At 58.7% G+C, this 22,735-nt stretch carries 20 protein-coding genes; 12 read left to right on the top strand and 8 right to left on the bottom strand.

What is annotated here, in order from left to right:
- Window positions 1-47 precede the first annotated feature (47 nt).
- Together ACQ4N7_RS15015 and ACQ4N7_RS15010 are read left to right on the top strand one after the other, a co-directional pair.
- Window positions 48-380, top strand: coding sequence for a hypothetical protein (locus tag ACQ4N7_RS15015; RefSeq protein WP_430712317.1), 333 nt, complete (start codon window positions 48-50; stop codon window positions 378-380).
- A 107-nt stretch (window positions 381-487) separates the two neighbouring features.
- The gene (locus tag ACQ4N7_RS15010) at window positions 488-760 is read left to right on the top strand and encodes a hypothetical protein (protein ID WP_430712316.1); all 273 of its coding nucleotides are present in this window, start codon (window positions 488-490) and stop codon (window positions 758-760) included.
- Window positions 761-771: 11 nt separating this feature from the next.
- On the opposite strand, the gene ACQ4N7_RS15005 is transcribed toward ACQ4N7_RS15010, so the two are convergent.
- On the bottom strand, window positions 772-1,560 hold the full coding sequence (locus tag ACQ4N7_RS15005; RefSeq protein WP_430712315.1) for a hypothetical protein: 789 nt from the start codon (window positions 1,558-1,560) through the stop codon (window positions 772-774).
- A gap of 298 nt (window positions 1,561-1,858) precedes the next feature.
- The gene (gene acsF / locus ACQ4N7_RS15000; RefSeq protein ID WP_430712314.1) at window positions 1,859-2,935 is read right to left on the bottom strand and encodes a magnesium-protoporphyrin IX monomethyl ester (oxidative) cyclase; all 1,077 of its coding nucleotides are present in this window, start codon (window positions 2,933-2,935) and stop codon (window positions 1,859-1,861) included.
- A 333-nt stretch (window positions 2,936-3,268) separates the two neighbouring features.
- Between acsF and ACQ4N7_RS14995 the strand changes: the two genes are divergently transcribed.
- The 4 genes from ACQ4N7_RS14995 to ACQ4N7_RS14980 all read left to right on the top strand — a co-directional run bounded on the left by ACQ4N7_RS14995 (window position 3,269) and on the right by ACQ4N7_RS14980 (window position 9,545).
- Window positions 3,269-4,066 carry an E3 ubiquitin ligase family protein gene (locus tag ACQ4N7_RS14995; RefSeq protein WP_430712313.1) on the top strand — a complete coding sequence of 266 codons (798 nt, stop codon included), beginning with the start codon at window positions 3,269-3,271 and terminating at the stop codon, window positions 4,064-4,066.
- A gap of 288 nt (window positions 4,067-4,354) precedes the next feature.
- A complete protein-coding gene (locus ACQ4N7_RS14990) occupies window positions 4,355-5,992 on the top strand; it encodes a mechanosensitive ion channel family protein (protein WP_430712312.1) in 1,638 nt (545 codons plus the stop codon).
- 201 nt (window positions 5,993-6,193) lie between these two features.
- Window positions 6,194-7,408, top strand: a complete 1,215-nt coding sequence (locus ACQ4N7_RS14985) for a hypothetical protein (protein ID WP_430712311.1) — start codon at window positions 6,194-6,196, stop codon at window positions 7,406-7,408.
- Window positions 7,409-7,673: 265 nt separating this feature from the next.
- The gene (locus ACQ4N7_RS14980) at window positions 7,674-9,545 is read left to right on the top strand and encodes a M10 family metallopeptidase (RefSeq protein ID WP_430712310.1); all 1,872 of its coding nucleotides are present in this window, start codon (window positions 7,674-7,676) and stop codon (window positions 9,543-9,545) included.
- A gap of 35 nt (window positions 9,546-9,580) precedes the next feature.
- Here ACQ4N7_RS14980 and thyX read toward each other — a convergent pair whose 3' ends face one another.
- From thyX to ACQ4N7_RS14960, 4 genes are all read right to left on the bottom strand, one after another.
- The gene (thyX, locus tag ACQ4N7_RS14975; RefSeq protein ID WP_430712309.1) at window positions 9,581-11,635 is read right to left on the bottom strand and encodes an FAD-dependent thymidylate synthase; all 2,055 of its coding nucleotides are present in this window, start codon (window positions 11,633-11,635) and stop codon (window positions 9,581-9,583) included.
- A gap of 21 nt (window positions 11,636-11,656) precedes the next feature.
- Window positions 11,657-12,685, bottom strand: coding sequence for a hypothetical protein (locus ACQ4N7_RS14970; protein ID WP_430712308.1), 1,029 nt, complete (start codon window positions 12,683-12,685; stop codon window positions 11,657-11,659).
- A 102-nt stretch (window positions 12,686-12,787) separates the two neighbouring features.
- Window positions 12,788-13,873, bottom strand: a complete 1,086-nt coding sequence (locus tag ACQ4N7_RS14965) for a DUF6765 family protein (protein ID WP_430712307.1) — start codon at window positions 13,871-13,873, stop codon at window positions 12,788-12,790.
- A 191-nt stretch (window positions 13,874-14,064) separates the two neighbouring features.
- The gene (locus ACQ4N7_RS14960) at window positions 14,065-14,649 is read right to left on the bottom strand and encodes a hypothetical protein (RefSeq protein ID WP_430712306.1); all 585 of its coding nucleotides are present in this window, start codon (window positions 14,647-14,649) and stop codon (window positions 14,065-14,067) included.
- 182 nt (window positions 14,650-14,831) lie between these two features.
- On the opposite strand from ACQ4N7_RS14960, the gene rsmI reads away from it, so the two are divergent.
- Together rsmI and ACQ4N7_RS14950 are read left to right on the top strand one after the other, a co-directional pair.
- Window positions 14,832-15,710: a 16S rRNA (cytidine(1402)-2'-O)-methyltransferase gene (gene rsmI / locus ACQ4N7_RS14955; protein ID WP_430712305.1), complete on the top strand. Its 879-nt coding sequence runs from the start codon at window positions 14,832-14,834 to the stop codon at window positions 15,708-15,710.
- 386 nt (window positions 15,711-16,096) lie between these two features.
- On the top strand, window positions 16,097-17,611 hold the full coding sequence (locus ACQ4N7_RS14950) for a hypothetical protein (RefSeq protein ID WP_430712304.1): 1,515 nt from the start codon (window positions 16,097-16,099) through the stop codon (window positions 17,609-17,611).
- Window positions 17,612-17,828: 217 nt separating this feature from the next.
- Here the strand turns inward: ACQ4N7_RS14950 and ACQ4N7_RS14945 are convergent, their stop codons facing one another.
- Window positions 17,829-18,539, bottom strand: coding sequence for a hypothetical protein (locus ACQ4N7_RS14945; RefSeq protein ID WP_430712303.1), 711 nt, complete (start codon window positions 18,537-18,539; stop codon window positions 17,829-17,831).
- Window positions 18,540-18,608: 69 nt separating this feature from the next.
- Window positions 18,609-19,730 (bottom strand): peptidase M42, encoded by a 1,122-nt coding sequence (locus ACQ4N7_RS14940; RefSeq protein ID WP_430712302.1) that lies wholly within the window; start codon window positions 19,728-19,730, stop codon window positions 18,609-18,611.
- Between the two features lie 287 nt (window positions 19,731-20,017).
- Here ACQ4N7_RS14940 and ACQ4N7_RS14935 point away from each other — a divergent pair, with 287 nt between their 5' ends.
- The 4 genes from ACQ4N7_RS14935 to ACQ4N7_RS14920 all read left to right on the top strand — a co-directional run bounded on the left by ACQ4N7_RS14935 (window position 20,018) and on the right by ACQ4N7_RS14920 (window position 22,677).
- Entirely contained in the window at window positions 20,018-20,452 is a 435-nt protein-coding gene (locus ACQ4N7_RS14935; RefSeq protein ID WP_430712301.1) for an RrF2 family transcriptional regulator, read from the top strand.
- A gap of 22 nt (window positions 20,453-20,474) precedes the next feature.
- Window positions 20,475-21,437, top strand: coding sequence for a cysteine synthase A (cysK, locus tag ACQ4N7_RS14930; RefSeq protein WP_430712300.1), 963 nt, complete (start codon window positions 20,475-20,477; stop codon window positions 21,435-21,437).
- Window positions 21,438-21,441: 4 nt separating this feature from the next.
- Window positions 21,442-22,107 carry an endonuclease III domain-containing protein gene (locus ACQ4N7_RS14925; RefSeq protein ID WP_430712299.1) on the top strand — a complete coding sequence of 222 codons (666 nt, stop codon included), beginning with the start codon at window positions 21,442-21,444 and terminating at the stop codon, window positions 22,105-22,107.
- A 258-nt stretch (window positions 22,108-22,365) separates the two neighbouring features.
- Entirely contained in the window at window positions 22,366-22,677 is a 312-nt protein-coding gene (locus tag ACQ4N7_RS14920; RefSeq protein ID WP_430712298.1) for a hypothetical protein, read from the top strand.
- The last annotated feature ends 58 nt before the right edge of the window (window positions 22,678-22,735 follow it).

Here is a 22,735-nt window from a genome sequence, read left to right as displayed (position 1 = left end):
CTTTACAACAGGGCACTCCACACCCCTACAGCGGAGATAGTCTGGCGATGCAAAGTATCTCAATTAAAGACGAATACGCAGAGGTTTTTAGCACTCTGGGCGACTTGCAGTCCACCATTGACCTGGCTCTACAACGGCATGCCATTGAGAAAATTACTCAAAAAATCAATGAACTGCGACAGCAAGACAACGGCTATGTGGCCAAGTACGGCATGGGCTATACCGACTTCTCAGCCAAGGTATCCACTGATATTGAGTTTGTAAACCACATTGAGCACGCGATCGAGAAAACCTGGGAGATCGATCTCGCTCATTGGGAATTTTGCCATCGGGGAATTGAAGATTGGATGCAGAAATTGCAGACTATTTTGCTAGCGTAGTCCTCCTAGCCGAGGCCACATTTAGTACAGTTCGGCACAATACAGACTCTACACCCAAGCGCTCTATACTTCGATTAGAGGCAAGGTATGGCAGCTACAGAGTTCTGGTGACAGAGCTTTTCGACGACGATCGCAGGCGCAAGTATAGCTATTACCTGCTGCGAGATAATTATGTCGAAGCGGGGTTTGACAATAGCCCAGATCCCCGCGCTATTCGCCTCAAGTACGGGGGGATTGGCCAGGCTCATGCAGGCGAGCAAGTGCCTCATTTACACCGAGTCGATAAGACAGAACTGACGCTAACCGACGAAATAGTCTTCTCGACGTTTGTGCAATGGCTCCAAGAAAACTATCCAACGTCTTCTGATCCAACTAGCTGAGACTACATGCTTTACAGCAGCAATTCTAGGGAGAGCCCCACGCGGCTGTCCTGGCCAAAGCGGGAGTTTTGTAGCTGAAAGTCGGTGCCCAGCCGCAGCTGCCGGGTGACGGCGTAGCCGAGCGCCAGACTCGTGATCCCCACCTCTCCCTCCGTGCCGGGGGCTACCCACCGCTGGCTTAGGGCCAGGTCGGCCCCGCCGCCGCGAGAGGGCACCAGCAGCAGGCGCAGGCCCACATCGAGCCCATCAGTTTGGTAAGCGGGGGTGCTGAGGGAGCGGTAGCCTACGGTGGGGGCAATATTCACGTAGCCGCCCAGGGGCAGCAGGTAGTAGCGTGCCTCGCCGCCGTAGGATTCGCGATCGCCGTTCCAGCTGCGGCTGTAGTCGACGCTGGCGGTGAGCCCTGTGCCCGGCACCACAAACACGTCTTCTACCGCCGCCCCAAAGCCGCCAATCTGACCATTGGAGGGGAACTGGGCGTAGCTCGCCCGCAGCCGAGTGCGAAAGCTGGGCTGGTGGCGAATGTCGCTCGCCACATCGGGAATTTCCTCCAGCCAGCGCTGGAGGGTGGGGCTGCCCTCAATCACGGCGGGGTCGAGGTCGAGGGTGGGGGCAATCGCCTCCGTATCGAGGGCCAGGGCCTCAGGGGTTACGGTTGGAGCAACCTTGATCGCTGGCGGTGCTTCTGGCAGCGTTGCTGACCAGGAGATGGTGCAATATTCTGTCGGTGCCAGGGACGAGGGGCAGGGTGCGGGGGGGGTGGCTGAATGGGCGGGGGCTGCGATCGCGCTCGTCGCCATCGTGCTCATCTCTGCGGAAGAGGCAGCCAGGCTGGGCTGGTTGGGTAGAGCCTGTGCTCGCTGCCCGAGTCCCAAGACCGCCAGGCATCCTCCCACTTGCAACCATCGGGTTGTCAATGACACCACTGCAGCGGCCCCCAGTCCAAACAACGACAAATTCCTATGCATCTTACAGCCTTAGCCCGGCGATGCAGCCCCCCAGTAGTCAGCAAAAAAAGCGGCTTTACCAAACAGTAAAGCCGCTGGGGGAAACGAGGATAGCGTTCCGGTAAATAGCTCAGATCATGGCTCAGGCCCTCTAGCGCACCTGGCCCCGCGCAGCGACGGTGTCGATGGGCTTGAGGAAGTAGAGCTGCACCAGCTGCCAGCCAATGGTGGCGATGTGGGGCAGTTTTTGCAGCGTCTTGAGAACCTTAGGCTGGTTTGACTCAGCCACCTTGCTCAGCTTGGCATTGGCCGCCGCCGCCACATCCAGCCGCTTAAAGAAGCTGGGGTGATCAACATTGAGCGTGATGGGGAAGACGCGACCAGCGGTTTCGTTGGTCTTCTCGATGACCTCGATGTCGTAGTCGCGAGCGTTGAGCCCCAGCGAGGCGTAGAAGCCGCTGCGCTGCAGGTCGTTGAGGTACATAGTGGCAAACACCGACAGCAAAAAGAAGCGGCACCACAGCTTGGCCTTCCAGTCGTTGAGGATTTCGGGCTGGGCCTTCATCAGAGCGGAGAAGAAGTCGCCGTGGCGGTTCTCGTCCTGGCACCAGTTCTCAAAGAACCGGAAGATCGGGTAGATCTCGTTCTCGGGGTGAGACTCAAGGTGGCGGAAGATGGTGATGTAGCGCCAGTAGCCAATCTTCTCCGACAGGTAGGTGGCGTAGAAGATGAACTTGGGCTTGAAGAAGGTGTAGTCTTTGCTCTTGGTCAAAAAGCCCAGGTCGAGCTGCAGGTTGAAGTCTGACATGGCTTTGTTGAGGAAGCCAGCGTGACGGGCTTCGTCGCGCGACATCAGCTCAAAGCACTCGGCCAGCACCGGGTTTTTGCCCTTGAGGCGACGGCCCAGTTCTTTGTAGAGCAAAAAGCCAGAGAACTCAGCGGTGCAGGAACGCTCTAGAAATTCCACGAACAGCTGCCGAGTTTCGCCGCTGATTGAGTCCCAGGATTTGGCAAAGACATCGCTGCGGACGAAGTGGTGGCGGTTGTAGTCGGCCCGAAACTCGTCCAGAATGGCGAGCAGCTCCTCTTCATTGACCGAGATGTCCATGGCGGCCATCTCGTCAAAGTCGGTGGTGTAGAACCGGGGGGTGAGAATGGTGTCTTTGGCCGGAGCCTTTACCCCTGGTCGAATTTCTTGAAATTCAGGCTTTTTAAGGGAATCTACCATGAGTCCTTGGATGGCGCGGTGAACGTGGGCCGGGCTATCTCCCGGTGGAGCAATGGGGCGACAGGGGCATTCCCCAAACTTCAGGACTAATTCACATCCTGAGAATAGAGAAAATGCGACTGCCTAACCAAATCGCTAAATGTCAGTGTATCAGGGCTTTTAAGACTGTCGGCGGCGCTTTAAGTTTTGCAACAAAACCTTTCGGTAGATGACGCCAGGGCCGGGGGCTTTTGTTCACAGTTTCGTGCAAATTCGTTAAGCCGGGGCCACGATCGCAGCCCACCTGGGCATGCTGAGAGCCAGAATTGGTCAAGACGGGCGGGAGAAAACCAGATGGCGATCGCAGGAATTCTTTTCATTGTCGCTGGGGCCGTGCTCTGGTGGGTGCAAAACCGCCAGCAGCGCCGCTGCAACCAGCTCAAACTGGCCCGTGCCTCTAAGAGTGCCGATCTGGAGGCTATGGCTACCGCCGTCTCCAAAGAAATTGGCGGCGGCGACTGGCGCGACTACGTGTGGCTGCGGGGCACCCCTCAAACCTCAGCGCCGCTGACCTCGGAATTTAAGCAGGTGCCCTGCGTTAGCTACACCAGCACCGTGGTGCGCGAGTACGAAGAAACCGTGCGCGAAAAAGACAGCAGCGGCAACGTCACCACCCGCACCCAGCGCGGTTCAGAGACCGTCAGCGAGCACCAGCAGCGCATTCCCTTTGACCTGGTGGACAATGCTGGGCAAGTGCAGGTGGATCCTGAAGGAGCCAACATTGAATCGGTAGAAGTGCTGAACGACTTTCAGCCCGGCACGCCCACCGGGGGAATGCTCTCCTACGGCCCATTTTCGCTGGTGCTGGGCGGCGAGGGCGGCGGTGGCCCGCGCCGCACCCTGGGCTACCGCTACAAAGAGTCGGTGCTGCCGCTCGATCGCCCCGTGCTAGTGGTAGGCACCGCCAGCGACAGCACCGGCAATGTAGCCATTGAAAAGCCCACCCAGGCCGACCAGCCCTATATCATCACCACGAGATCCCACGAGGCGTTGACCAAAAGCGTGGGCCAGAGCGCCCAAATCGCCTTTTGGTCAATGGTGGCCTGCGTTGGGCTTGGGGTCGTGCTGCTGCTAGCCGCGATCGTCGGCTAACCCCTGCCCTCATCTCCTCACCTACCTCACCCTCCTCATCTCCCCATCCCTGCCTTGTAGGCATCCGCTCCACATCTACACCTCCTCGCCCCCTTTCTCCCTACGGGAGACGCTAACGCGTTGGCGAAGCCTGTCTGCAGGACAAACGACTTCGCTCAGGGACCGTCACTTCGACTCCGCTCAGGGATCGTCCCTTCGACTTCGCTCAGGGATCGTCACTCGCCCACTCGCCCACCCCCTCCCGCTCCCCAAACGCTATGCTGATTGCGATGTCTCAGCCCCTGCCCCATGCACACAGGAGTGTCCTTCCCTCGCTGGCTAGTCCGCCTTGTCTGCGGTCTGGTGCTGGCTGTGGTACTGCACGGGGTGGGATCTGCTGCGGGGCTAGCGCAGGCGATCGAAACCGAGCCTGTGTTTCTCGATGGGCTGTTTTTGTTTGACGTGCCTGCTGCCGGAGACCTGACGGCGGCAGAGCGCGCCCTGGCCATTGAAACCAACCTGGATCCACTAATTGAAAGCGCTGGGCCGGTAGATGTGCGGGCCGAGATGCGGGCCGTGGCGGGCAGCGGTGGGGCAGCCCAAGACGGCAATCCGGTAATTTTGGCGGGCGATCGCTACATCATGACCGTGACCAATGCCGATGTGCGAGTGGGCCGGGCCGAAACCCTTCAGGCCCAGGCCGATCAGTGGGTGAGTGCGATCGCCGCTGCGCTGGGTCAGGCCCGCAGCGATCGCCAGGCAGGCTTTTGGGTGCAGGCGTTGACCAAAACTCTGGCGGCCCTGGCCACCGCCCTGGCGCTGCACTGGCTAGTCGGGTGGTTCTGGCACCGCTGGCTGCGGCCCTTTCTAGATCGGTTTGCCCTGTCGCCCATTGACCCCGACAACCCCGACCACGAGCCTAGCGGGCTGAACCTGCTGTTTCGGCTCACCCTATTTTTGGTGCGCTGCGCCGTTGTGTTTGCGGCGTTGGCCTATATTGCCAATCTCTTTCCGTTGACCCGCCGCATTAGCTATCGAGTTACCGAGAGTCTGCGCGAGGGGCTGTTTGACCGCAGCCTGCTGCTGGGCGATCGCTCGTACTCGCTGCTGGGGCTGCTGATGCTGCTGGCGGTGCTGCTGGCGGTGGTGATTGTCGCCAGCGCCCTGACCAACGTGATGCGATCGCGGCTGCTGCGCGCTACGGGCATTAGCATTGCCGCCCAGGAGGCGATCGCGGTGCTCTCTAAGTACACCCTGATTTTGCTGGGTACGGTCGTCATTCTTCAGCTGTGGGGTATCGACCTCAGCTCGATTGCGCTAATCGCCAGCGGTCTGGGCATTGGGGTTGGTCTGGGCCTGCAGGGGCTAGTCAAAGACTTTGTCAGCGGTTTGGTGCTGGTGTTTGAGCGCCCGGTGCAGGTGGGCGACTTTGTCGACTTTGGCGAGGTCAAGGGCACCGTCACCCGCATTGGCTCGCGCAGCACCGAAATTCGCACCCTCGATCAGGTGTCGATTATTGTGCCCAACTCCCGCTTTTTAGAGTCGGAGGTGATTAACTGGAGCCACGGCAACCCGGTGTCACGCATTCGCCTGCCGGTGGGGGTGGCTTACAGCGCCGACCCTCAGACCGTCAAAGTGGCCCTGCTCGACGCCTGCCACAAAAATCAGGAAATTCTCTCGGCCCCCGCACCCCAGGTGTTTTTTCTGGGCTTTGGCGACAGTGCCCTCGATTTTGAGCTGCTGGTGTGGATAGCTCAGCCCAGCCGCCAGCTGGTGATCAAGAGCGACCTGTACTTTGCGATCGAGGCCAGCCTGCGCCACCACGACATAGAAGTCCCCTTTCCCCAGCGCGATCTGCACATTCGCTCTGGGCATCTGCCCATCGATCTTTCGCCTGAGGCCCAGCAGCTTTTGCAGCGACTGAGCGACCGCTCCGACAAAAGCTAGCGCCATCTTTCTTAAGACTTTGCATTTCTCTGGCTCAAATTTCGCTGAAGCAAAAGCTAAACAACAAAAAAAAGAGCGCTTTAGGGAAAGTTAGCTAAAATTACAGCCGTATTTGCAGAGAAACCGGGGTTCTATACCCACACGTTCCCGAATTGGTCGCCTACGGGTTTCTCGAGTGAGGAGTATAGGGAGCTAATTTTCATGAAACCAGTCTGGCCCAATGTCCCCCTTAGCCGCTGGTCGAAGCGGCTGTTTAAGTTGCTGGCGCTGTTTGTTACCTCGGTTTTTCTAGTCACTGGCCTATCGGTACCGGGCTACGGTGCGGCTCAGCCCACGGTGCTGACGCCCAATGCCGCCGAGGCCGGGTTGGAAGGGTTGTTGGCCCAGGACCCCAACACCGCGGGCAACGCCACCCTCTACTTTGAAACCCCTACCTTTACCGTTAGCGTCTTTCCCAGGAATTCTCAAACCCTGCGGATGAATGTCTATAACAAAGAAACTCGGCAGACTGAACAACTCAATGCTCCCGTTACCCGCCGCGACGGAATTATTAGCAGCAACTGGATAAGCTATGACAGCTTTGGCTCGCGCGGGGGCCGCAACATCGTCTATCGGGCTAGCGGCAACCTAACGAACAACCAGGCCCGCCTCGAAATCGTTGATGTTCCCACCAGTTCCATATTGCTGAGCCAAAACAGCACCAGCGTTCGAGACTTTTTCCTTCCCGGAGCCAACCCTAACCCTAACCCCAACCCTGGACAGGGCGACCTGCTCAACCGCACGTTCGTGGGCTTTGATACCCAAAACCACTCGGTTCGGGTGTTTAACGACAACGGCGTGACCAAGATGAATGTCTACAACAGAATCACTAATCAGCCGCTGGTCAATGGTTTGACTGCCACCGCAGAAGCCACTGAGATTGCCCCCTACCGGTGCTGGGTCAACTACTTTAGCGGTCAAAGTTATGGCGGTGTTGCGGCCCGCTACTTCGTTCGAGTCAGCGGTGATGGGCAGGCACGGCTGGATGTAATTGCCCCCAATGGCGGAGTGCTACTGTCAGAACCTAGAGTCAGCTCTTCGCCGCTGGTGACGAATATTCCCCAGGCCGATCGACCCGAGTGCTTTGGCAGCGGTGGCACTGTGCCCGATGGGGCTGGTCTAGAGCCTTATGTGGCCGCCGTCTTTGGTGGTGACAACGAACTCCAGCGGGTGCGCCAGGTGCTACCCAGTGGCAGCAGCCAGGGTGTAGGGGGGTTGACCTGCGTCATCAACCCTCGCTTTGAGAATGCGCCCCAGGGGCGATTTATCAATGCGGCAGAATGCAGCGATCGCAACGATGCCAGTGCGGTGGTCAACTTCTTGCGGGCGCGCGGGCTCAACTCTCGTCTGGTCTATCGCAACTTTAGATACCGCTAGGGCGATCGGCTAACCAAGACCGCTTGGAGCCATGTACGCAGCGGGGAGGCCATTCCGGCTTCCCCGTTTTTTGTTTACCCATCAGATATCCCTGAACTGAGCCATACTCTAGAGCAGAACGTTAAGTTAAATGTGCGGCTAAGACAGAGCCCTTTCGCCTGGCCTACTGTTTCTGTAGAGTGCCTACCTTCTTTACAGTTCCGCTACAGTCATTCCCTCCAGCATCTACCCGATAAAGTCAATTGCTGCACAGGAGTAGCTTGTAGTGAGCTTTCAAGCATTGTTTAAGGGCAACGCCACAGTTGCCTTAGGGTTAGAACTGCCCATTGCGGATCAGTCTTGGGATTCGCTGACTGGTCAGTTTGAGGCAGTACCGGGCGATCGCGCGGGCTTGGCCAGAGCGGCTTTCCACCCAAAGGTTGATTCAACCCTGGAGCTACAGTACGCAGCACCGCTAGAGGCAGTCTCGGCGGAGCGAAAGCTGAGCTGGGCGACGGGCCTACCTCAAGGGCAGCGCTCGGCACCAGTCTGGCAAGACCCGGCAGCGTTAGGGATGGGGCTGGGAGCAGCGCCCTTGGCAACAGCGCCCGGCAGCGTACCGGCAGCAGCGACAGAATATGCTCCACGCCAGCGAGTCTGCGCCTGCTCGGCCTGCCAGGGCATCGCCAGCAGCACGTCGCTGTCGGTGGCGGGCACAACAGCCCCTACCGGAGATTTTCGAGTAGATGCGCTGTTGAGCGGTGCTCGGTTCGGGACCAGCGGTGGGGCTGAGGTTACCTTTAGCTTTGTGAATGGTCTGACGGCGTCAACCTACCAGGGTGGGTATGGCGAAGTGGTTTCAGAACTCAGCGACACGATTAAAACCAGCGTGCGCACGATTCTCAAGAGCTATATCGAGCCGCTGGTGGGGTTGACCTTTACCGAAGTGACGGAGGCAAGTGGCACCTATGGCCAGATGCGGCTGATGTTTTCGGACGCGGGCGGCCAGGAGGCTTACGCCTATGCTTTTTATCCCGAGGCCGACGATGCCTACAACCGGGCCGAGGTTAACAGCATCGCTAGCGATATTCACCTGAGCGATGCCTACCGCGACCCAGCGGTTGACCCACGCAATAATTTTGCCTCTGGCCCAGGTAGTCACGGGTTTACCACGCTCATTCACGAAATTGGTCACGCCCTGGGCCTCAAGCATCCTGGCGACTATAACTCGGGCAGTGGCGGCGCTGCCCCTCCCTACCTGCCCAGCAGCCTAGACAACCTGCACAACACGGTAATGACCTACAACCTGGCGGGCAATTCTCCAACGACGTTGATGCCGTTTGACATTGCCGCCCTGCAGCACCTGTACGGAGCTAAAAGCGTTAATGCAGGCAAGACGACCTATGCCTTTTCCAGCCCCCACGCCTTCAGCACCAGCAACGGTAGCGCCTGGGGAGGACCATCGCCCCAGCGGCTCACGCTCGTCGATAGCGGCGGGGTAGATACCCTGAATTTGTCGGCCTTGCCGTTGACCTCAGCGGGCTACTACCTTGACCTGCGGCCGGGCGGCGGCATTGCTGAGCAAAGCGACTTGAATGCCGTGACCGGCAACGCCAGCCAGGGCACCCGCTTTAGCCTTGAGACCACCCTTGAGCGAGTGATCAACTCCTCCAGCGATGACATTATCGTGGCCAACGGGGCGGCCAACGTGTTTGGGGGCTATGGCAGGGCGATCGCTACCGGCAACGACACAATTGAGGGTGCCGATAGCCGCGATCGGCTTAACCTGTCTGCTTTTGCCGCCGCCAGCGTGGGGCAAGCCAGGTCAGGCCGCGATCTGGTGCTAGACCTGGGAGCAAATCGCTCGATTACCCTCAAGGACTACTACGCCGCTGCGGCCAGCGATCGCATCAGGCTTCAGTTTGCCAAGGCAGCCGCCCCGAATCTGCCCGACCCCGCCAACGCCAATTTCTCAGTTTTTGCGAGTACCGCCCCCGCCGACCTTGGGCAGTTCTCCACTGTCGATGACATCAACGTTGATCGGGGTGCGATTGCCCTTGGGAATTCACGAACGATGACCACCGACCCCTTTGACTCCGCCGCCGCTGACCAACTCAGCGCCATCGCACCTGTCGCATCTGACACCCTTTGGATCTAGCGTTCACCCATCCACCCACCTACCCGCCCACTCCCTCACGGTGCCAACCGAGCCTTTTTCAGGCGATTTTCTTCGTACCAGGCGGCGATCGCCGGTACCCAGGCCGCAAAGTGGGGCCAGATGGCTTCGCACATTTTCTGGGCTTCGAGCTGGGCATCGGCCTTCCAGCGCAGGTCGAGCAGGTGCATCACCGATCGCACATTGGCCGACATCACCCAGTGCTGCCGAATATCAAAGGGAATCAGCCCCCGGGCGTGCTCTTCGGCAAAGCCCTGCTCAATGCGAAGCTTGTAGCGGCGGCTGGCTTCCAGGCACCAGTCAACATCCTGCTGGCGGGCCTCGGCGGTGTACTCGTACTTCTTGCCCTGGCGATCGGTGTAGTAGCCCAGGGGCCTGAGGTAAAAGACTTCTTCTACATCGCGCTTGCCTTCTACCACATCCAAAATGCGCTGACCTGTGTAGCGGAAAGAGTTATGGACCACTACGCCATTGGCGACAAAATTATGCCAAGGTCCTTCGACTTCCAGATCGTAGGTGGTCTGCATACCTAGGTATGCAACCGAAACAACTTGGACTGGGTGAGCTTTCAGCTTTCGCCCCGGCGGCATTGGCTTAGCCGCCCAAAACTTTGGCTCTAGAATAGGTTGGAAGTTTGTCGCAAACTCAGCCTCTAAATGGTTGTGGTGTAGGTGCTCGTGGCAGGGCTGGCAGACAGAGACCAGATTATTGAACTCATAGGCCAAAGACTCGTCAGCAAAAACGGGCACCAAATGGTGGGCGTGGAGGTTACCGCCAGACTCACCACAGCGCTGACAAATGTAGTTGAATTTGGCATGAACCTGAGGCGCAATTTGCCGAGTCCAGGCACCAATCAACTCTCGTTCGCTGGAGGTGCCGCCCCTCCAAAAATTGGAGTCAGCCCCCCGTTTTGTGAAGGTCTTGGCGTTGATGCGACGCTGTTCGAGGCTTTCCTGGGACAGCGCCAACTGGTAGCCCTTAACCCCCTTATTCCAGTGAGTATCAGGGCCAGGCGAGCGTTTGTTGAGTTCTAGCCCGTGGGCGTATACCCACTTTTTAACCGACTCAATAGAACATCCCGCTAGGGCAGCTATGTCATCAGCGTGAAGCCCTTGGGCGAGCTGAGCTTGAAGCCAAGCTCTGTCGCGGTAAAGGCCATTGCCTGCCACAGTCTTAAGTCCACGCCGTCGGCCTGAGGGCAACTTGAGCTGAAATCGCTTAGCCCAGTGACGAATAACCTCGACAGAACACCCGCATCGCTCAGCAATTTGCTGTGCCGTTAAACCCTGGCTGATCTGAGCTTTTAGCCAAGATTCTTGACTATAGAGCGCATCGGGTCGTACAACGCCGTTAGTCATCACCTCACAAGATTTAGTAACCGCTAGCACCTGATGATCGACATCGGTAATTAGTCCTAGAGCATCCCCCATGCGCTGCCATCCCTGGGAGGTGTAGAGGCGATGATTCGTTGTGCAGTCGAGGGTCTTGCCATCGGCCAGCGTGAGGCGATAAACCGGCTGCAAGCCACTACACATAACATCTTGAATATGGCCAAATCCAAAAAAGCCTGTTTCTTCGTTGAGAACCCGCAAACGCATTTTCTTGAGGCGAGTTTTACAGTCGCGGCGGTAGGTGCCGGGGGATTCACCCTTACGTCCCCGAATGTTGCGCTCTCGGCTAGCCTTCTCTCCGTTGGTCCATAAATCGTATAGTTCAGCGATCGCAATTTTCCTTAACCCACCCGAGGCGTGAACAAAGGTCACCTCAGTCTCACCCGCCAGACATTGCACATCAAAACTGACGCCCACGCGATGGGTGCGAATCTGCTGCATGGTGCTGTGGGGAAACCAGCCCACGTTAAACACAATTTGAGGATGCTCCAGCGGGCCGTAGTGACCGCGCCCGCCCTTGAGCAGGCTGGTGACGAGGATTTCGCCGCAGCGCTCTTCGCTGGGCCATTGGGCGCGATCGTGCGCCACAAAGCCTTCGGCGTAGTCCTGGTGCATGGCGGCGTACATGGTCTGTTGAGGGTTTGGGGTCTGGGAAATGACCTCAACGGTGAAGCGATCCATAGCTCAGATTTTTTAGGGTAATTAAATGTCTAAGTACTCGACGTATTCGACCGTGCCCCGTCGCCCTTTGACAGCGGCAGGTGGCGTATCGGTCGCTGTAGATGCCACTGGATCGATTGGCGGAGAATCTAGCGCTACCGCAGGTTCAGAATCCTCTAGACTAAAGGACTCTGGAAGACCTGAAGCCCCCAATTCGGCCACAGGTTGAGTCTCCGAGACTGAGGAATTCACTTCAGCAATGTCGAGGGCCGAGTTGGCGCTGAAGGTAGTTGAAGACAATTCCGCTGAGAATGGCGCGGCGGTGCTGGGCGGCAGCGGTTTGGCCTGGCGGAGCAGCGTTTGCCCGTCTTCGAGCGCCGATCGCACGATCGCATCGCTTTCCTGGCTCAGCCGCAGCTGAAAACAGTCGATCAGGTGCGATCGCACCGATACCCCCGCCGAGTAGCTACTATCGACTGCACCCTGCTCGACCAGACGCACCAGCCGCCGCACCGCCACCAATCGCTTTAGCGGGTCGGGATGGCTGAGCAGACTTAGATTGTGCTCTACCTGGGCGACGGGGGCGGCATCCCACAGGTCGTTGCTGCGCTCTGCCGAACGGGGCGATCGCAGCAGCGCCCCCACCGCAAACAGCGCCAGTGCCCCCTGCCCGGTCAGCAGCAGCGCCATCAGCAGCGAGTGAGTGCTGTGCCACAGGGCAGTAAAGGTGTAGGTGCTCACCCCCGCCACCCCCGCCACCATCAGCGCCTGCTGCTGGGGCGAAGTCGGCAGCGGCAACCCTTGCTGAAGCCGCTGCACTAGCCCCTTGCGCTGGCGCGGCGAGAGCTGCAAAATCTGCTGATACGCCACCAACGCAATGCCAGCCGAAATCACCAGGGCCCCGTTGACCAGGCCCAGGGCCAAGCTACCCAGGCCCAGGCCCCACATCTGCGGGTGCTTGACACGCGGCAGCGCCCGCCGCCATTTTGGCCGCAGGAGGGCCGCTGTAGCGCGCGAAGGCGGCGGTGGCGAAACATCTAGAGCGGGACGGGGAATGACAGGGGAAACCACGGGAACTTGTTACGAATAAGCAGCGTGAACCAAGGCTTAGCATAGCCTGCCCCCCTATCTTAGGCTCCTTTTTGCAGGAAAACTTTGGCATGCAATTGGGAGTTACGCGACACAGATCCCGTACTGCGGCAGCAAGTCATGGATAATGTAGAAATGATGGGCCTGCAGCGCGTCGTGAAAGAGCTTCCAGTGGCTACTCAAGAATTCCGGCGAGTAGGCAATGCGTGTCTCCTTGCGTTGGCCCAGGGCCGGTCTTTGACCATCGCTTTCCCCCGCCACCCCTAGCGCACGATGCTTCCAAGAGCCGTAGCCGTGGGCAATGTAGCTAACCTCGGCGGGGCCAAAGCTAAAGCTGCCCTGGGCAATGTGGGCGAGCCACTGCTGATGGCGGCTGTCGCCTTCGCCATGGGTGGTTTCAAACAGTGCCGCAATTCTCGCTCTGTCGGCCTCGGGCAAACCGGAAGCGGGGGCATCGGCATCGCCCGCTAAATACCGCTGCATGGCTTTGCACATTTCATCGGCGGCTTCTAGATAGTCTTTGGGGTTGTCGCGGCTAATTTTGTCGCCCCGGCCATTGGTGTAGCCCCAGCGTAAGTAGGGCTTGTCGGGGTTGCTCAGCACCGTGCCGTGGCCCAGGGGCAGCGCTCCGCCAATAAAAAAGCCCTTCAGTCGGTTCATCAAACTCTGGTCGGGCTTGTTGTTGCCATCTACTAAATCGCGGGCGCTGTTGATTTCGTGGCTGACGCCCGCAAAGCCCTGGTGCGCCCAGGTATCGGCAAACACATGCAGGGTAATGCCCAGACGGTGCAGCCCATAGCTGCGGTAGCGCTGCTCAATGCATTCGCGCACCATACCCTGGGCGACCGGACTATTGGGCCGACAGATCAGTTTTTCGATAAACGTGCCGGGCGGGTCTTGCCCAGCCGGTAAGCCACCGTTACCCGGCAAAAAGTGAAAGGGGATCCACACCTTGCAGTTGGCCAACTCTTTGAAGTTGCGATAGTCCAGCATTTTGTGGGCCGAGCTGATGCGATCGAACATCGCGCCATTGTCAAAGCGAATTAGCCCCGCCTGGGTTGAGTCGTCAACATACTGGGCACTGTGAGCCACCACACAGGCTTCCGCATGCTCAAACCCCGCCAGGCGAGCACACACGTAGGTGACCCCGTGGTGAAAATCAATTTGCATAGCACAGTCTGACTAGCCGCACAGGCTACCTCGCTACAGGGCGCAACCCTAAATTAGGGTAAGGGTTAGCGTGCCCTCTGCGGCGTTAAGCATTGTGACCGGAGGGTCTAGGGTTGCGGTCTAGGGTTCGAGGGGTGAGCGAGGTCGCGCCCTAAACCCTATACCCTGCATCCTGAACCATCCCTGCTTTTTTAGTTGTCTTGGGGAGCGGCGCTGGCGGCTTGCGATCGCGCAAACGATCGATGAATCGCATTCAAAACTGGGTCAATATCACTGGTGGTGTCGCCGTAGTAGCTGGTAATAGTAGCGGTGGCGGTGGGGTAGCCCACGTAGGTGACAAAGGCGTTGGGCAACCCGTCTGGAATTTCGCTGAGCCACAGGCGCACGGCAGTCACGCCATCAATGGTGACGGCATCGTAGCGGCCAACGGTGTAGCCCTTGGCCCGAATAGCTTCAAGCGACTCGCCGACCACAGCCTGGGGTGGTGCCTCTTGCCAGGTGATCTCGGTGCGAATGGCGGGCAGGCTGTCGGTTGGCCCGGCGCTATCGGCCACCACCTGGGGCGCGTCGGGCTGGGCACTCACCTGCCACCCCACCGGAAACGCGATAGAGAATAAGTCTTCGTAGCGGGTGGTTTCTAACTCTGGCAGGGCAGGAGCCGCTGGGGCAGCCTCAGCCGCAACCAGAGCATCGGGAGCCTGGGCCAAGGCGGCGGGTACACCAGCGGTCAGCGCCGCTGTCCCCAGGACTAATCCCCAAATTGCAGGCTGTTTCATCACAATTCTCCTCGGCGCTGACTCAAGCACTGTTGTTTAGTATCGCCCAGGGCGGGGCGTTGACCATCGCCTGTAGGGCCACTTTCTCAAGCTATCGCCGCTGCGGGTAAACCGCTGGAGCCGACAGACAGTACGCTAGCCTGGGAGAAAGTCTATCTTGCGCCGATCGCGCTCAGCCGCCCATGCCCTCTGCCCCCGATGCTGACCCTAAACCCGGCCATCTCTACGTGGTGGGTACGCCCCTGGGCAACCTCGAAGACATGACGTTTCGAGCGGTGCGACTGCTGCAGTCGGTGGATTTGATCGCCGCCGAAGACACCCGCCACACGGGCAAGCTGCTCCAGCATTTTCAAATCGCCACACCGCAGATTAGCTACCACGAGCACAACCGCCACAGCCGCATCGGCGAGGTGCTGCACCATCTGCAAGCCCGGCAGCATTCTGTAGCGCTGGTATCGGATGCGGGTATGCCGGGCATCTCAGATCCAGGCTATGAGCTGATTGTCGCCTGCATTGAGGCCGAGATTCCGGTGGTGCCCATTCCGGGGCCAACGGCGGCGATTACGGCGCTGTGCGTGGCGGGGTTGCCCAGCGATCGCTTTGTTTTCGAGGGATTTCTACCGCTCAAGGGCAAAGAGCGCACCGCACGGCTAGAGGCAATCGCCCGCGAAGAGCGCACCCTTGTGCTCTACGAAGCGCCCCACAAGCTGCTCAAAACCCTGGAGGATTTGGTGGCGACTTTGGGGGACGATCGCCCCGTTACCCTGGGCCGCGAGCTGACCAAGCGCTTCGAAGAATTTTGGCGCGGCACCCTGAGCGATGCGCTAGCGCACTACCACCGCGAAGCCCCCAAGGGCGAGTTTACCGTTGTCATTCAGGGCGCACCGCAAGCAGCGCCCGCACTGTCGCCCGACGCCCTGCGGGCAGAGCTAGAACAACTTCTGCGCCAGGGCGTGTCTCGCGCCGATGCCAGCCGCCAGCTCGCCAAAGCCACTGGGCAACCCAAGAAAGCGATCTACCAGCTTTCCCTCGGCATTGATACAGAGGGTTTGAGCAACTAGCGATTGGGCGATGGCAATGTCTGGGCTAGACCCGAGTGACTGACAAAAGTTTGTTCTGTAGGTTGGTGTTGAGCGAAGCGAAACCCAACACCAGTCATGGTTTCGTTGGGTTTGGCTAACGCCAACAACCTACGGCAAGATTGGGCTTAGACATTAGTGTGCAGGCTGGTGATATAGCGTATCCACTCGATGTTTTGATATTGCAGATTAGCAACATGCCATAGCTGTGATGGTGCATTGGGGGGGATAACCTTGTGATCGCGTCGTCACTTCCCAAGCTGAAGTTGCCCCAGCCCAATAATACAAAACATGGCTAAATTCAAGGCTGTAGTTAACATGCAAAACCGTATCGAGTATGCTGCTTAGCTAGGGTTGAGCAACTACCTATGGACAAGCTTGCATCGGTAGATCTAACGCCGTCACAGCACGCTATAGATCGCTACGAATCGGCGTTAGCTAAGGTTGAATCTGGCAGCGGCAGCGCCTGTGAACCAGACGTGATTGCGCTTTTGCTAGCGCGCGACGGGGTGGAGCGGGAGAAGCAGAGCGGCGAGTTGGACGAAGCCAGCTCCATGCGCCTGCTGGCTTTAGATAAGCGGCTTAAACAGCAGGCCAGCGCCATTAACGCTGCCACTTCCCTGGCCCACTGCCGCGACAGCTTGAGCCCGCCAAGCTCGGCCTGGTGGTGGTCGCTAGAGCCGCCGCCGCCAGCCCTTAAAGTGCAAAAGCTCGACCAGTTTGACTGGGTGTGGCATTTGCTCACCGTCACCTGCCTGGTGTTTTCGGCCAGCTTTGCCACGAACACCGCCCGTGCCTTTTCAACCCAGGGGTTTGACCTGATGGGCACCATCAGCACCATTACCCAGGGGGCTGGGGTGGCGCTGGTGGCGGGTGGTGCCCTGACCGACAAGGGCCGCAAAGTTACCGAGAACATTCTGCACAGTCTCAAAATTCCGCCCGTGTTCTACGCTGAGGCCACCTTTGGGTTCTCGGCGCTGCTGTTGGGGGGTACCTTTGTGCTCAACAGCAACTTGGCCAAGGTGGGTGATATCTACCAGCGCCAGGGCGATCGCCTGCTCAACCAGGGCAGTCTGGTGTCGGCGCGCAAAAAATATTTGCGGGCAACAGACTTTGACCCCAACGACCAAGGCCTGGTGCTGGCTCTAGGAGAAGTGTCGCAAAAGCTGGGCGAGCTTGACCAGGCCGAAACCTACTACCGCCAGGGGCTGGCCCTTGATGCCGCCGCCGCCATGGATGGCCTGGCGCGCACGCTGGTGCTCAAAGAAATTGAAACCAAGGGCTGGAATTCTAAAATTGACGACTTGGCGGCTCGGCGGGCCGAGTTTTTTCTCGAAGCGGCGTTAGTTAAACTGCCCAGCCACGACGATGTGCGCGATCGCGCCATCAACCTGCTCAACACCCCCCAACCCCAGCTCACCCACCGCGACCAGATGGCCACTACCCTGGCCGATATGCAGCAGCGGGCCAGCGTTCACCTCAACAAGGGGCTGCTCAACCTGGCCCAAATTGACTTTAATAACCTCGATATTGACGCCGCTGAGCGCCTATTAGACTATGCCCTGGTGGCGTTTGACGAAGCCACTCTCTACGAAGACGCCTTCGCAGAGATGCTGGCTAACAAAAAAGTCAGCGCCACCGATTGGCCCGAGCTGGGTAAGGCCGCTTGCTACCGCCAAATTGTGGCCCAGGTGCAGGCCGAAATTTTCTACCAGCCGGGTGTCCAGCTCTATGAGCTATTCCAGGGCTCCCAAGACTGCTACAACGCATTGCGATCGGCGGGGCTCAACCGCTACGACGATGCCATTATGTACTATCGCCTTTCTTATGAATGGGGCGATCGCATTCCCCCCGAAGCCTACGAACCCTCAGCGACCAAGTAGGGGCAGGGTTAGTTCGCTGACCGATTGGAGGAGGGCCGCGGGCGGGGCGATGAGGCGATCGGTGTCGAGGGCCTACAGCTCACAGACCCTTGGGGAACGCGACAGGCCTTGGGTTTAGCCTCTGCAGCCTGTATATCCATTAGATTGCTAACTATGGCGATCGCAACCGTTGCCACCATGAGGCCTGCGGCTTTAGCCCCACCTCTTGCATCCATTGCTAATCCTCCACAAAAGTTACGCCTGGGGTACCATCGCACACGTTGGTGCTCTCTTCGTCTACGCTGCCATCGGCAAAAACAGCCCGAAAGTCGTACGCGCATTCGCTAGCGTCCACCGGCACATCGACAAAATCTCCCGGTTGCAGCACGTAGCCACTACGCTCAAACAAATTGCCACCCCAGCTTTCCTCAGTAGCCGGAGTAAAGTAAAAGGCGCTAATTGGGGTTTGAGTCTGGTTTTCTACCCGAAAGACGTGATCTTCTTCATCAAAGAAGGCGTAGGTGCCCCCCTGTAGATCACACAAATCAACGTCGTACTCTTCTACGTAGTCGTCTTCGCCTTCGCCAAAAATGCCGATGACATCGTAGAGGCATTCATCGGGTGGGTTGTCGAGGGTAATTTGCTGGGCAGACGCGGGGGGCAGGGCAAAGTCGCCTAGCAAATCCTCTCCCCAATCCTCGGTGGTTGCGGGGGTGGCATAAAACTCAAGTAGGGAAGTACTGGTGTTGTTTTCAACAGTAAAGACCAGGGCCTCGTTGGCCTGGGCCACGGTTGTAGAGGCCAGAGTCACGCTGCCCAGGGAGACCGTCACCATCCCGCAGAAAATTTGCTGTAATGCTCTAGATGAATGAATCGGGTGCGATCGCCGCTTCACGCCTGCTTTTGGCCCTCGCGGCTGCGACAATCTGCCCCATAGCTCTGTATCCATTGCCTTGGCCCCCGCGAGACACCGCATCAGACATTGAATCTTGGGGAAAATATCTCATTTGGGGCCAGGTTAGTCAAGATAGGTCTGCAACAGCCGAATTACGGCGGCGACTGAGGCCAGCGAGGCGGTTTCGGTGGCGGTGTGGTACTCGGTGGTGGGAATTTGCAGGGTGGTACCCGTCACCGCCCCGTCGGTTGCCGCCGTCAGGCGACCCATTTCGGTGCGGCCCAGGGAGTAGGGCTTGGGCCGGGTGAGGTTTTGGGCGGCGATGTAGTCGTCTTTGTAGCTGTAGGGAATGCCGAGTTGGGTGCAGCGATCGGCCAGTTCTTGAGTAATGCCGGGGGCAAAGTCGGCGCTGGCGTCTTTGCGGCGCAGGGTGACCAGCTGCTCGTCGGCGGCCTCGCGGCTATGGTAAGGGCTGGTGTCGAGGGCGATCAGGCGATCGGTGCCCAGGCGCTGGCGCTGAAACCACGACAGGGCGTAGCGCCAGCTGCGGCCCGACTCTTCCTGGGCGGTGAACAGGGCGGTGCCCTCAAACCCGCAGCGAAACAGAAAGATAATGATGGCGGCGCTGATCACGTTGTCGAGCTGGGCCGAGATATAGCCGTCGTTGAACTGGAGGCGATCGAGGAATGACACGGGCGTGCCCGGTTGCAAGTATTCCAGCCCCTCCACCTCAAAGATCAGGTTCTTACGCTCGGGGCAGATGTAGGAATTCGTAATCACTCCCTGGCCAATGTAGGTGCCGGTGTAGGGCAGGTGAGCCTGCACCCGCTGCCCCTGAAAGCGGTTCTCAATGGTGTGCAGCATTTGCTCAGACACTGAGTCGCCGGTCAGCTCGCTCTGGTTGCCGGCAATAAAGGCGGCGTACTGAAACTCGTTGGGGCCAGTGCATAGCAGCCCGTGGCGATCGATGTGGGCCGAGAGCATCAGCTCGTGGGGGCGGCTGCCCTGGGCCACCAGCACGCCGTGGTAGTGGGTTACCTCAGCGCCCACTTCCTCCAGCTCGCGGCGCAGCACCCGAAAGAACGAATCTTCGCTGCCCACCACCGAGGGCTCGCGAATGAGAAATTGCAGAATTTCGAGAAAGTCGGCCAGATCTTCCAGGGCGATCGGAGCGGTCGCCAAGGCGGATTGAGGTGCCGCCTTAGGGTCAACAAGCTGATCGACAACCAGGTTCAGTGGGCTCATTGGGATCAGGGCCTGCCAGAAGTTTGCCTGTGGTGCTGCAACCGTGACTGGGAGGGAGACGCTGGGGCGATAGCCAAAGACTGGCTCGCCTGGAGTCAGCGCGATCGCCGCTATACCTATGTATCCCAGAACACCGTCTGTATCTCTGCACAGTACCCCGAAGCCCTGTGACGTTTAGTGAATCCCAATACAAAAAGAGCTGGTCTTTTTTGCGATCGCGCAATCCTGCAAACCCCAGTGGAGAACCGGAGTATACTAAACGTATCGCTCTTTACCTCGCCTGCCCTGTGGATTTGTCGTCTAAAAGTGAATACGCCCTGCTGGCTCTGCTTGAGCTTAGCCCCCACTATCCCAGCGGTGAGCCGCTGCAAATTCGGCAGATTGCCAGCCAGCAAAACATTCCCGATCGCTACCTAGAGCAGCTGCTGGCCACTCTGCGTCGGGGCGGCCTGGTGAAAAGTCAGCGGGGGGCGCGGGGCGGCTATCTGCTGGCCCGTGATCCGTGGAAGATTACCCTCTATGATGTGGTGAGCTGCATCGAGGGGTTTGAGCCTCAGGCCGACCCAACGCAGGGGTTGGATACCCCAGAGGCGCGGGTGATTCAGGGCATGTGGGGAGAGGTGCGCCAGGCCGCCGAAGGGGTGCTGCAAAAGTACACCCTGCAAGACCTGGTCGAAAAGCGCAACGCCCAGCAGCAAGTTGACATTATGTATTACATCTAGGCCCATTACTACATTCAGGCCCATGCGAATTGCCGAAAACGTGACCCAACTGATTGGCCGCACCCCCCTGGTGCAGCTCAACCGCATTCCCCAGGAGGCGGGCTGCCTGGCCCGGCTGGTAGTCAAGCTGGAGGGCATGAACCCTTCGGCCTCCGTCAAAGACCGCATCGGCATCAACATGATTGAAGCCGCCGAAGCGGAAGGGCTGATTACCCCCGGCAAAACCACCCTGGTCGAGCCCACCTCGGGCAACACTGGCATCGCGCTGGCGATGGCGGCGGCGGCCAAGGGCTACCGCCTGATTCTCACCATGCCCGAGACCATGAGTTCGGAGCGGCGGGCCATGCTGCGGGCCTACGGGGCCGAGCTAGAGCTGACCCCCGGCGTGGCGGGCATGTCGGGCTGCATTCAGCGGGCGCAGGATATTCTCGACAGCCTGCCCGATGCCTACATGCTGCAACAGTTTCGCAACCCGGCCAACCCCGACATTCACCGCCGCACCACCGCCGAGGAGATCTGGGCCGACACCGATGGCCAGGTGGATATGCTGGTGGCGGGCGTGGGCACGGGCGGCACCATTACGGGCGTGGCTGATGTGCTGAAGCAGCGCAAGCCAGAGTTTAAGGCGATCGCGGTCGAACCCGTCAACAGCCCCGTACTCTCGGGCGGTCGGCCCGGCTCCCACAAGATTCAGGGCATTGGGGCAGGGTTTATCCCTGAGGTGCTGAACACAGCGCTGATCGACGAGGTGGTGCAGGTGGCCGACGAGGATGCGATCGCCTACGGTCGCCGCCTGGCCCGCGAGGAGGGCCTGCTCTCGGGCATTTCCACCGGGGCTGCGGTCAAGGCCGCGATCGAGGTGGGCTGTCGCCCCGAAAACGACGGCAAGCTGATCGTGATCATCCAGCCCAGCTTTGGCGAGCGCTACCTGAGCACGCCGCTGTTCCAAGACCCTGAGCTGATGGCTCCGCTGGTGATGAGCTAGCGCTATGGCGGCTCAGGACTTTGAGATCGATCGGGCGATCGCGCTGCTGCGCAAGGCCGTAGCCCCATTTCCCAAAGCCGCCATGTTTCAGCTGGCGGAGGAGGGCTTTGACTCGCTCTACGAGCAGTTGATCGCCTGCATCATCTCGATTCGCACCTACGATGAGGTGAGCGTGCCGGTGTCGCAGCGGCTGTTTGCCCAAGCGCGTACACCTGAGCAAATGGTGGGGCTAGACATAGACGAGATTCTGATCCTGATTCAGGGGACTACCTTTGCCGAGAACAAGGCACCCCAGATCCACCAGATTTCTCAGCAAATTCTAGATGAGTTTGGCGACGACCTGCCCGCCGACTCCGATGTGCTGATGCAGTTCAAAGGGGTGGGGCCGAAGTGCGCCCATCTGGCGCTGGGGGTGGCGCTGGGCTACCCCTGCATCAGCGTCGATGTGCATGTGCACCGGGTGACGAATCGCTGGGGCTATGTGGCCACTAAGTCTCCCGAGAAAACCATGACCGCCCTGGAAGCCAAGCTGCCGCAGCCCTACTGGGTTGAGATCAATCGGCTGCTGGTGCCCTTCGGCAAGCACATCTGCACGGGCAATCGACCTAAGTGCGGGCACTGCCCCTTGGCGGACATGTGCGCTCAGGTTGGCGTCGTCACGAATGCCTGACAGTCTACGAGTAGTCTTTTGTCCTCAAAAATCATCTTGATACAGTCGGTGCGCAACGCGATTATTCGGCATTCCTCCCTAGGGCTGAATCATAGAAACACGGATGCACCACAAAAAAGTTTCGTCGCTGTCTTCTTGCATACATTTTAAGCAGTTTATAACCTGGCGCAATTTCAGCACAAAATTCGCAAAAATGGGCAAGACAGCTCAGCCCCAAAATTTGTAGCTTGTATAGCATTCTTTAGCTTGTTCAAGCCAATGAGTGAAACTAAAACAGCGATCGAACGCCTGACGCCTCATAATTCTGTCTTTTTACCCATCGATTACATGCACGGATTGATGAGTGCATGTCGTTCAATTGACCCTGGTTTGCTCAAAAACAATGCGATGGCTTTGGCAAAAATTGCAAGCCTTTTTAATTTGCCAACCATAGGAACAGGCGATCGCTCGGGACGCAGCTACCTTGGCGCAGAAATGTCGGAGCTAGAGGACATCATTCCCCAGGGCTATTTCATTCTAAAAACGGTCTTGAGTGTATCTAGGCCGAATTTACAGAATCGTTCAGCCTGAGCCATATTGGAGAAGGCGTTGGAGCGGTAGAGATTGAGCGCGAAGTTACGAGCGACAG

The sequence above is a fragment of the Nodosilinea sp. AN01ver1 genome, assembly GCF_050565655.1.
Classification (GTDB): domain Bacteria; phylum Cyanobacteriota; class Cyanobacteriia; order Phormidesmidales; family Phormidesmidaceae; genus Nodosilinea.
The sequence above is the reverse complement of the archived record's forward strand: the minus strand, read 5'-3'. Positions and strand labels throughout refer to the sequence as shown.

What these genes read in the sequence shown, in the direction of transcription:
- ACQ4N7_RS15015 (WP_430712317.1), top strand. Translation starts at nt 48, where the DNA reads ATGCAAAGTATCTCAATTAAAGACGAATACGCAGAGGTTTTTAGCACT.
- ACQ4N7_RS15005 (WP_430712315.1), bottom strand. Translation starts at nt 1,560, where the DNA reads ATGGCGACGAGCGCGATCGCAGCCCCCGCCCATTCAGCCACCCCCCCC.
- acsF (WP_430712314.1), bottom strand. Translation starts at nt 2,935, where the DNA reads ATGGTAGATTCCCTTAAAAAGCCTGAATTTCAAGAAATTCGACCAGGG.
- ACQ4N7_RS14995 (WP_430712313.1), top strand. Translation starts at nt 3,269, where the DNA reads ATGGCGATCGCAGGAATTCTTTTCATTGTCGCTGGGGCCGTGCTCTGG.
- ACQ4N7_RS14990 (WP_430712312.1), top strand. Translation starts at nt 4,355, where the DNA reads ATGCACACAGGAGTGTCCTTCCCTCGCTGGCTAGTCCGCCTTGTCTGC.
- ACQ4N7_RS14985 (WP_430712311.1), top strand. Translation starts at nt 6,194, where the DNA reads ATGAAACCAGTCTGGCCCAATGTCCCCCTTAGCCGCTGGTCGAAGCGG.
- thyX (WP_430712309.1), bottom strand. Translation starts at nt 11,635, where the DNA reads ATGGATCGCTTCACCGTTGAGGTCATTTCCCAGACCCCAAACCCTCAA.
- ACQ4N7_RS14965 (WP_430712307.1), bottom strand. Translation starts at nt 13,873, where the DNA reads ATGCAAATTGATTTTCACCACGGGGTCACCTACGTGTGTGCTCGCCTG.
- ACQ4N7_RS14960 (WP_430712306.1), bottom strand. Translation starts at nt 14,649, where the DNA reads ATGAAACAGCCTGCAATTTGGGGATTAGTCCTGGGGACAGCGGCGCTG.
- rsmI (WP_430712305.1), top strand. Translation starts at nt 14,832, where the DNA reads ATGCCCTCTGCCCCCGATGCTGACCCTAAACCCGGCCATCTCTACGTG.
- ACQ4N7_RS14950 (WP_430712304.1), top strand. Translation starts at nt 16,097, where the DNA reads ATGGACAAGCTTGCATCGGTAGATCTAACGCCGTCACAGCACGCTATA.
- ACQ4N7_RS14945 (WP_430712303.1), bottom strand. Translation starts at nt 18,539, where the DNA reads ATGGATACAGAGCTATGGGGCAGATTGTCGCAGCCGCGAGGGCCAAAA.
- ACQ4N7_RS14940 (WP_430712302.1), bottom strand. Translation starts at nt 19,730, where the DNA reads ATGAGCCCACTGAACCTGGTTGTCGATCAGCTTGTTGACCCTAAGGCG.
- cysK (WP_430712300.1), top strand. Translation starts at nt 20,475, where the DNA reads ATGCGAATTGCCGAAAACGTGACCCAACTGATTGGCCGCACCCCCCTG.
- ACQ4N7_RS14925 (WP_430712299.1), top strand. Translation starts at nt 21,442, where the DNA reads ATGGCGGCTCAGGACTTTGAGATCGATCGGGCGATCGCGCTGCTGCGC.
- ACQ4N7_RS14920 (WP_430712298.1), top strand. Translation starts at nt 22,366, where the DNA reads ATGAGTGAAACTAAAACAGCGATCGAACGCCTGACGCCTCATAATTCT.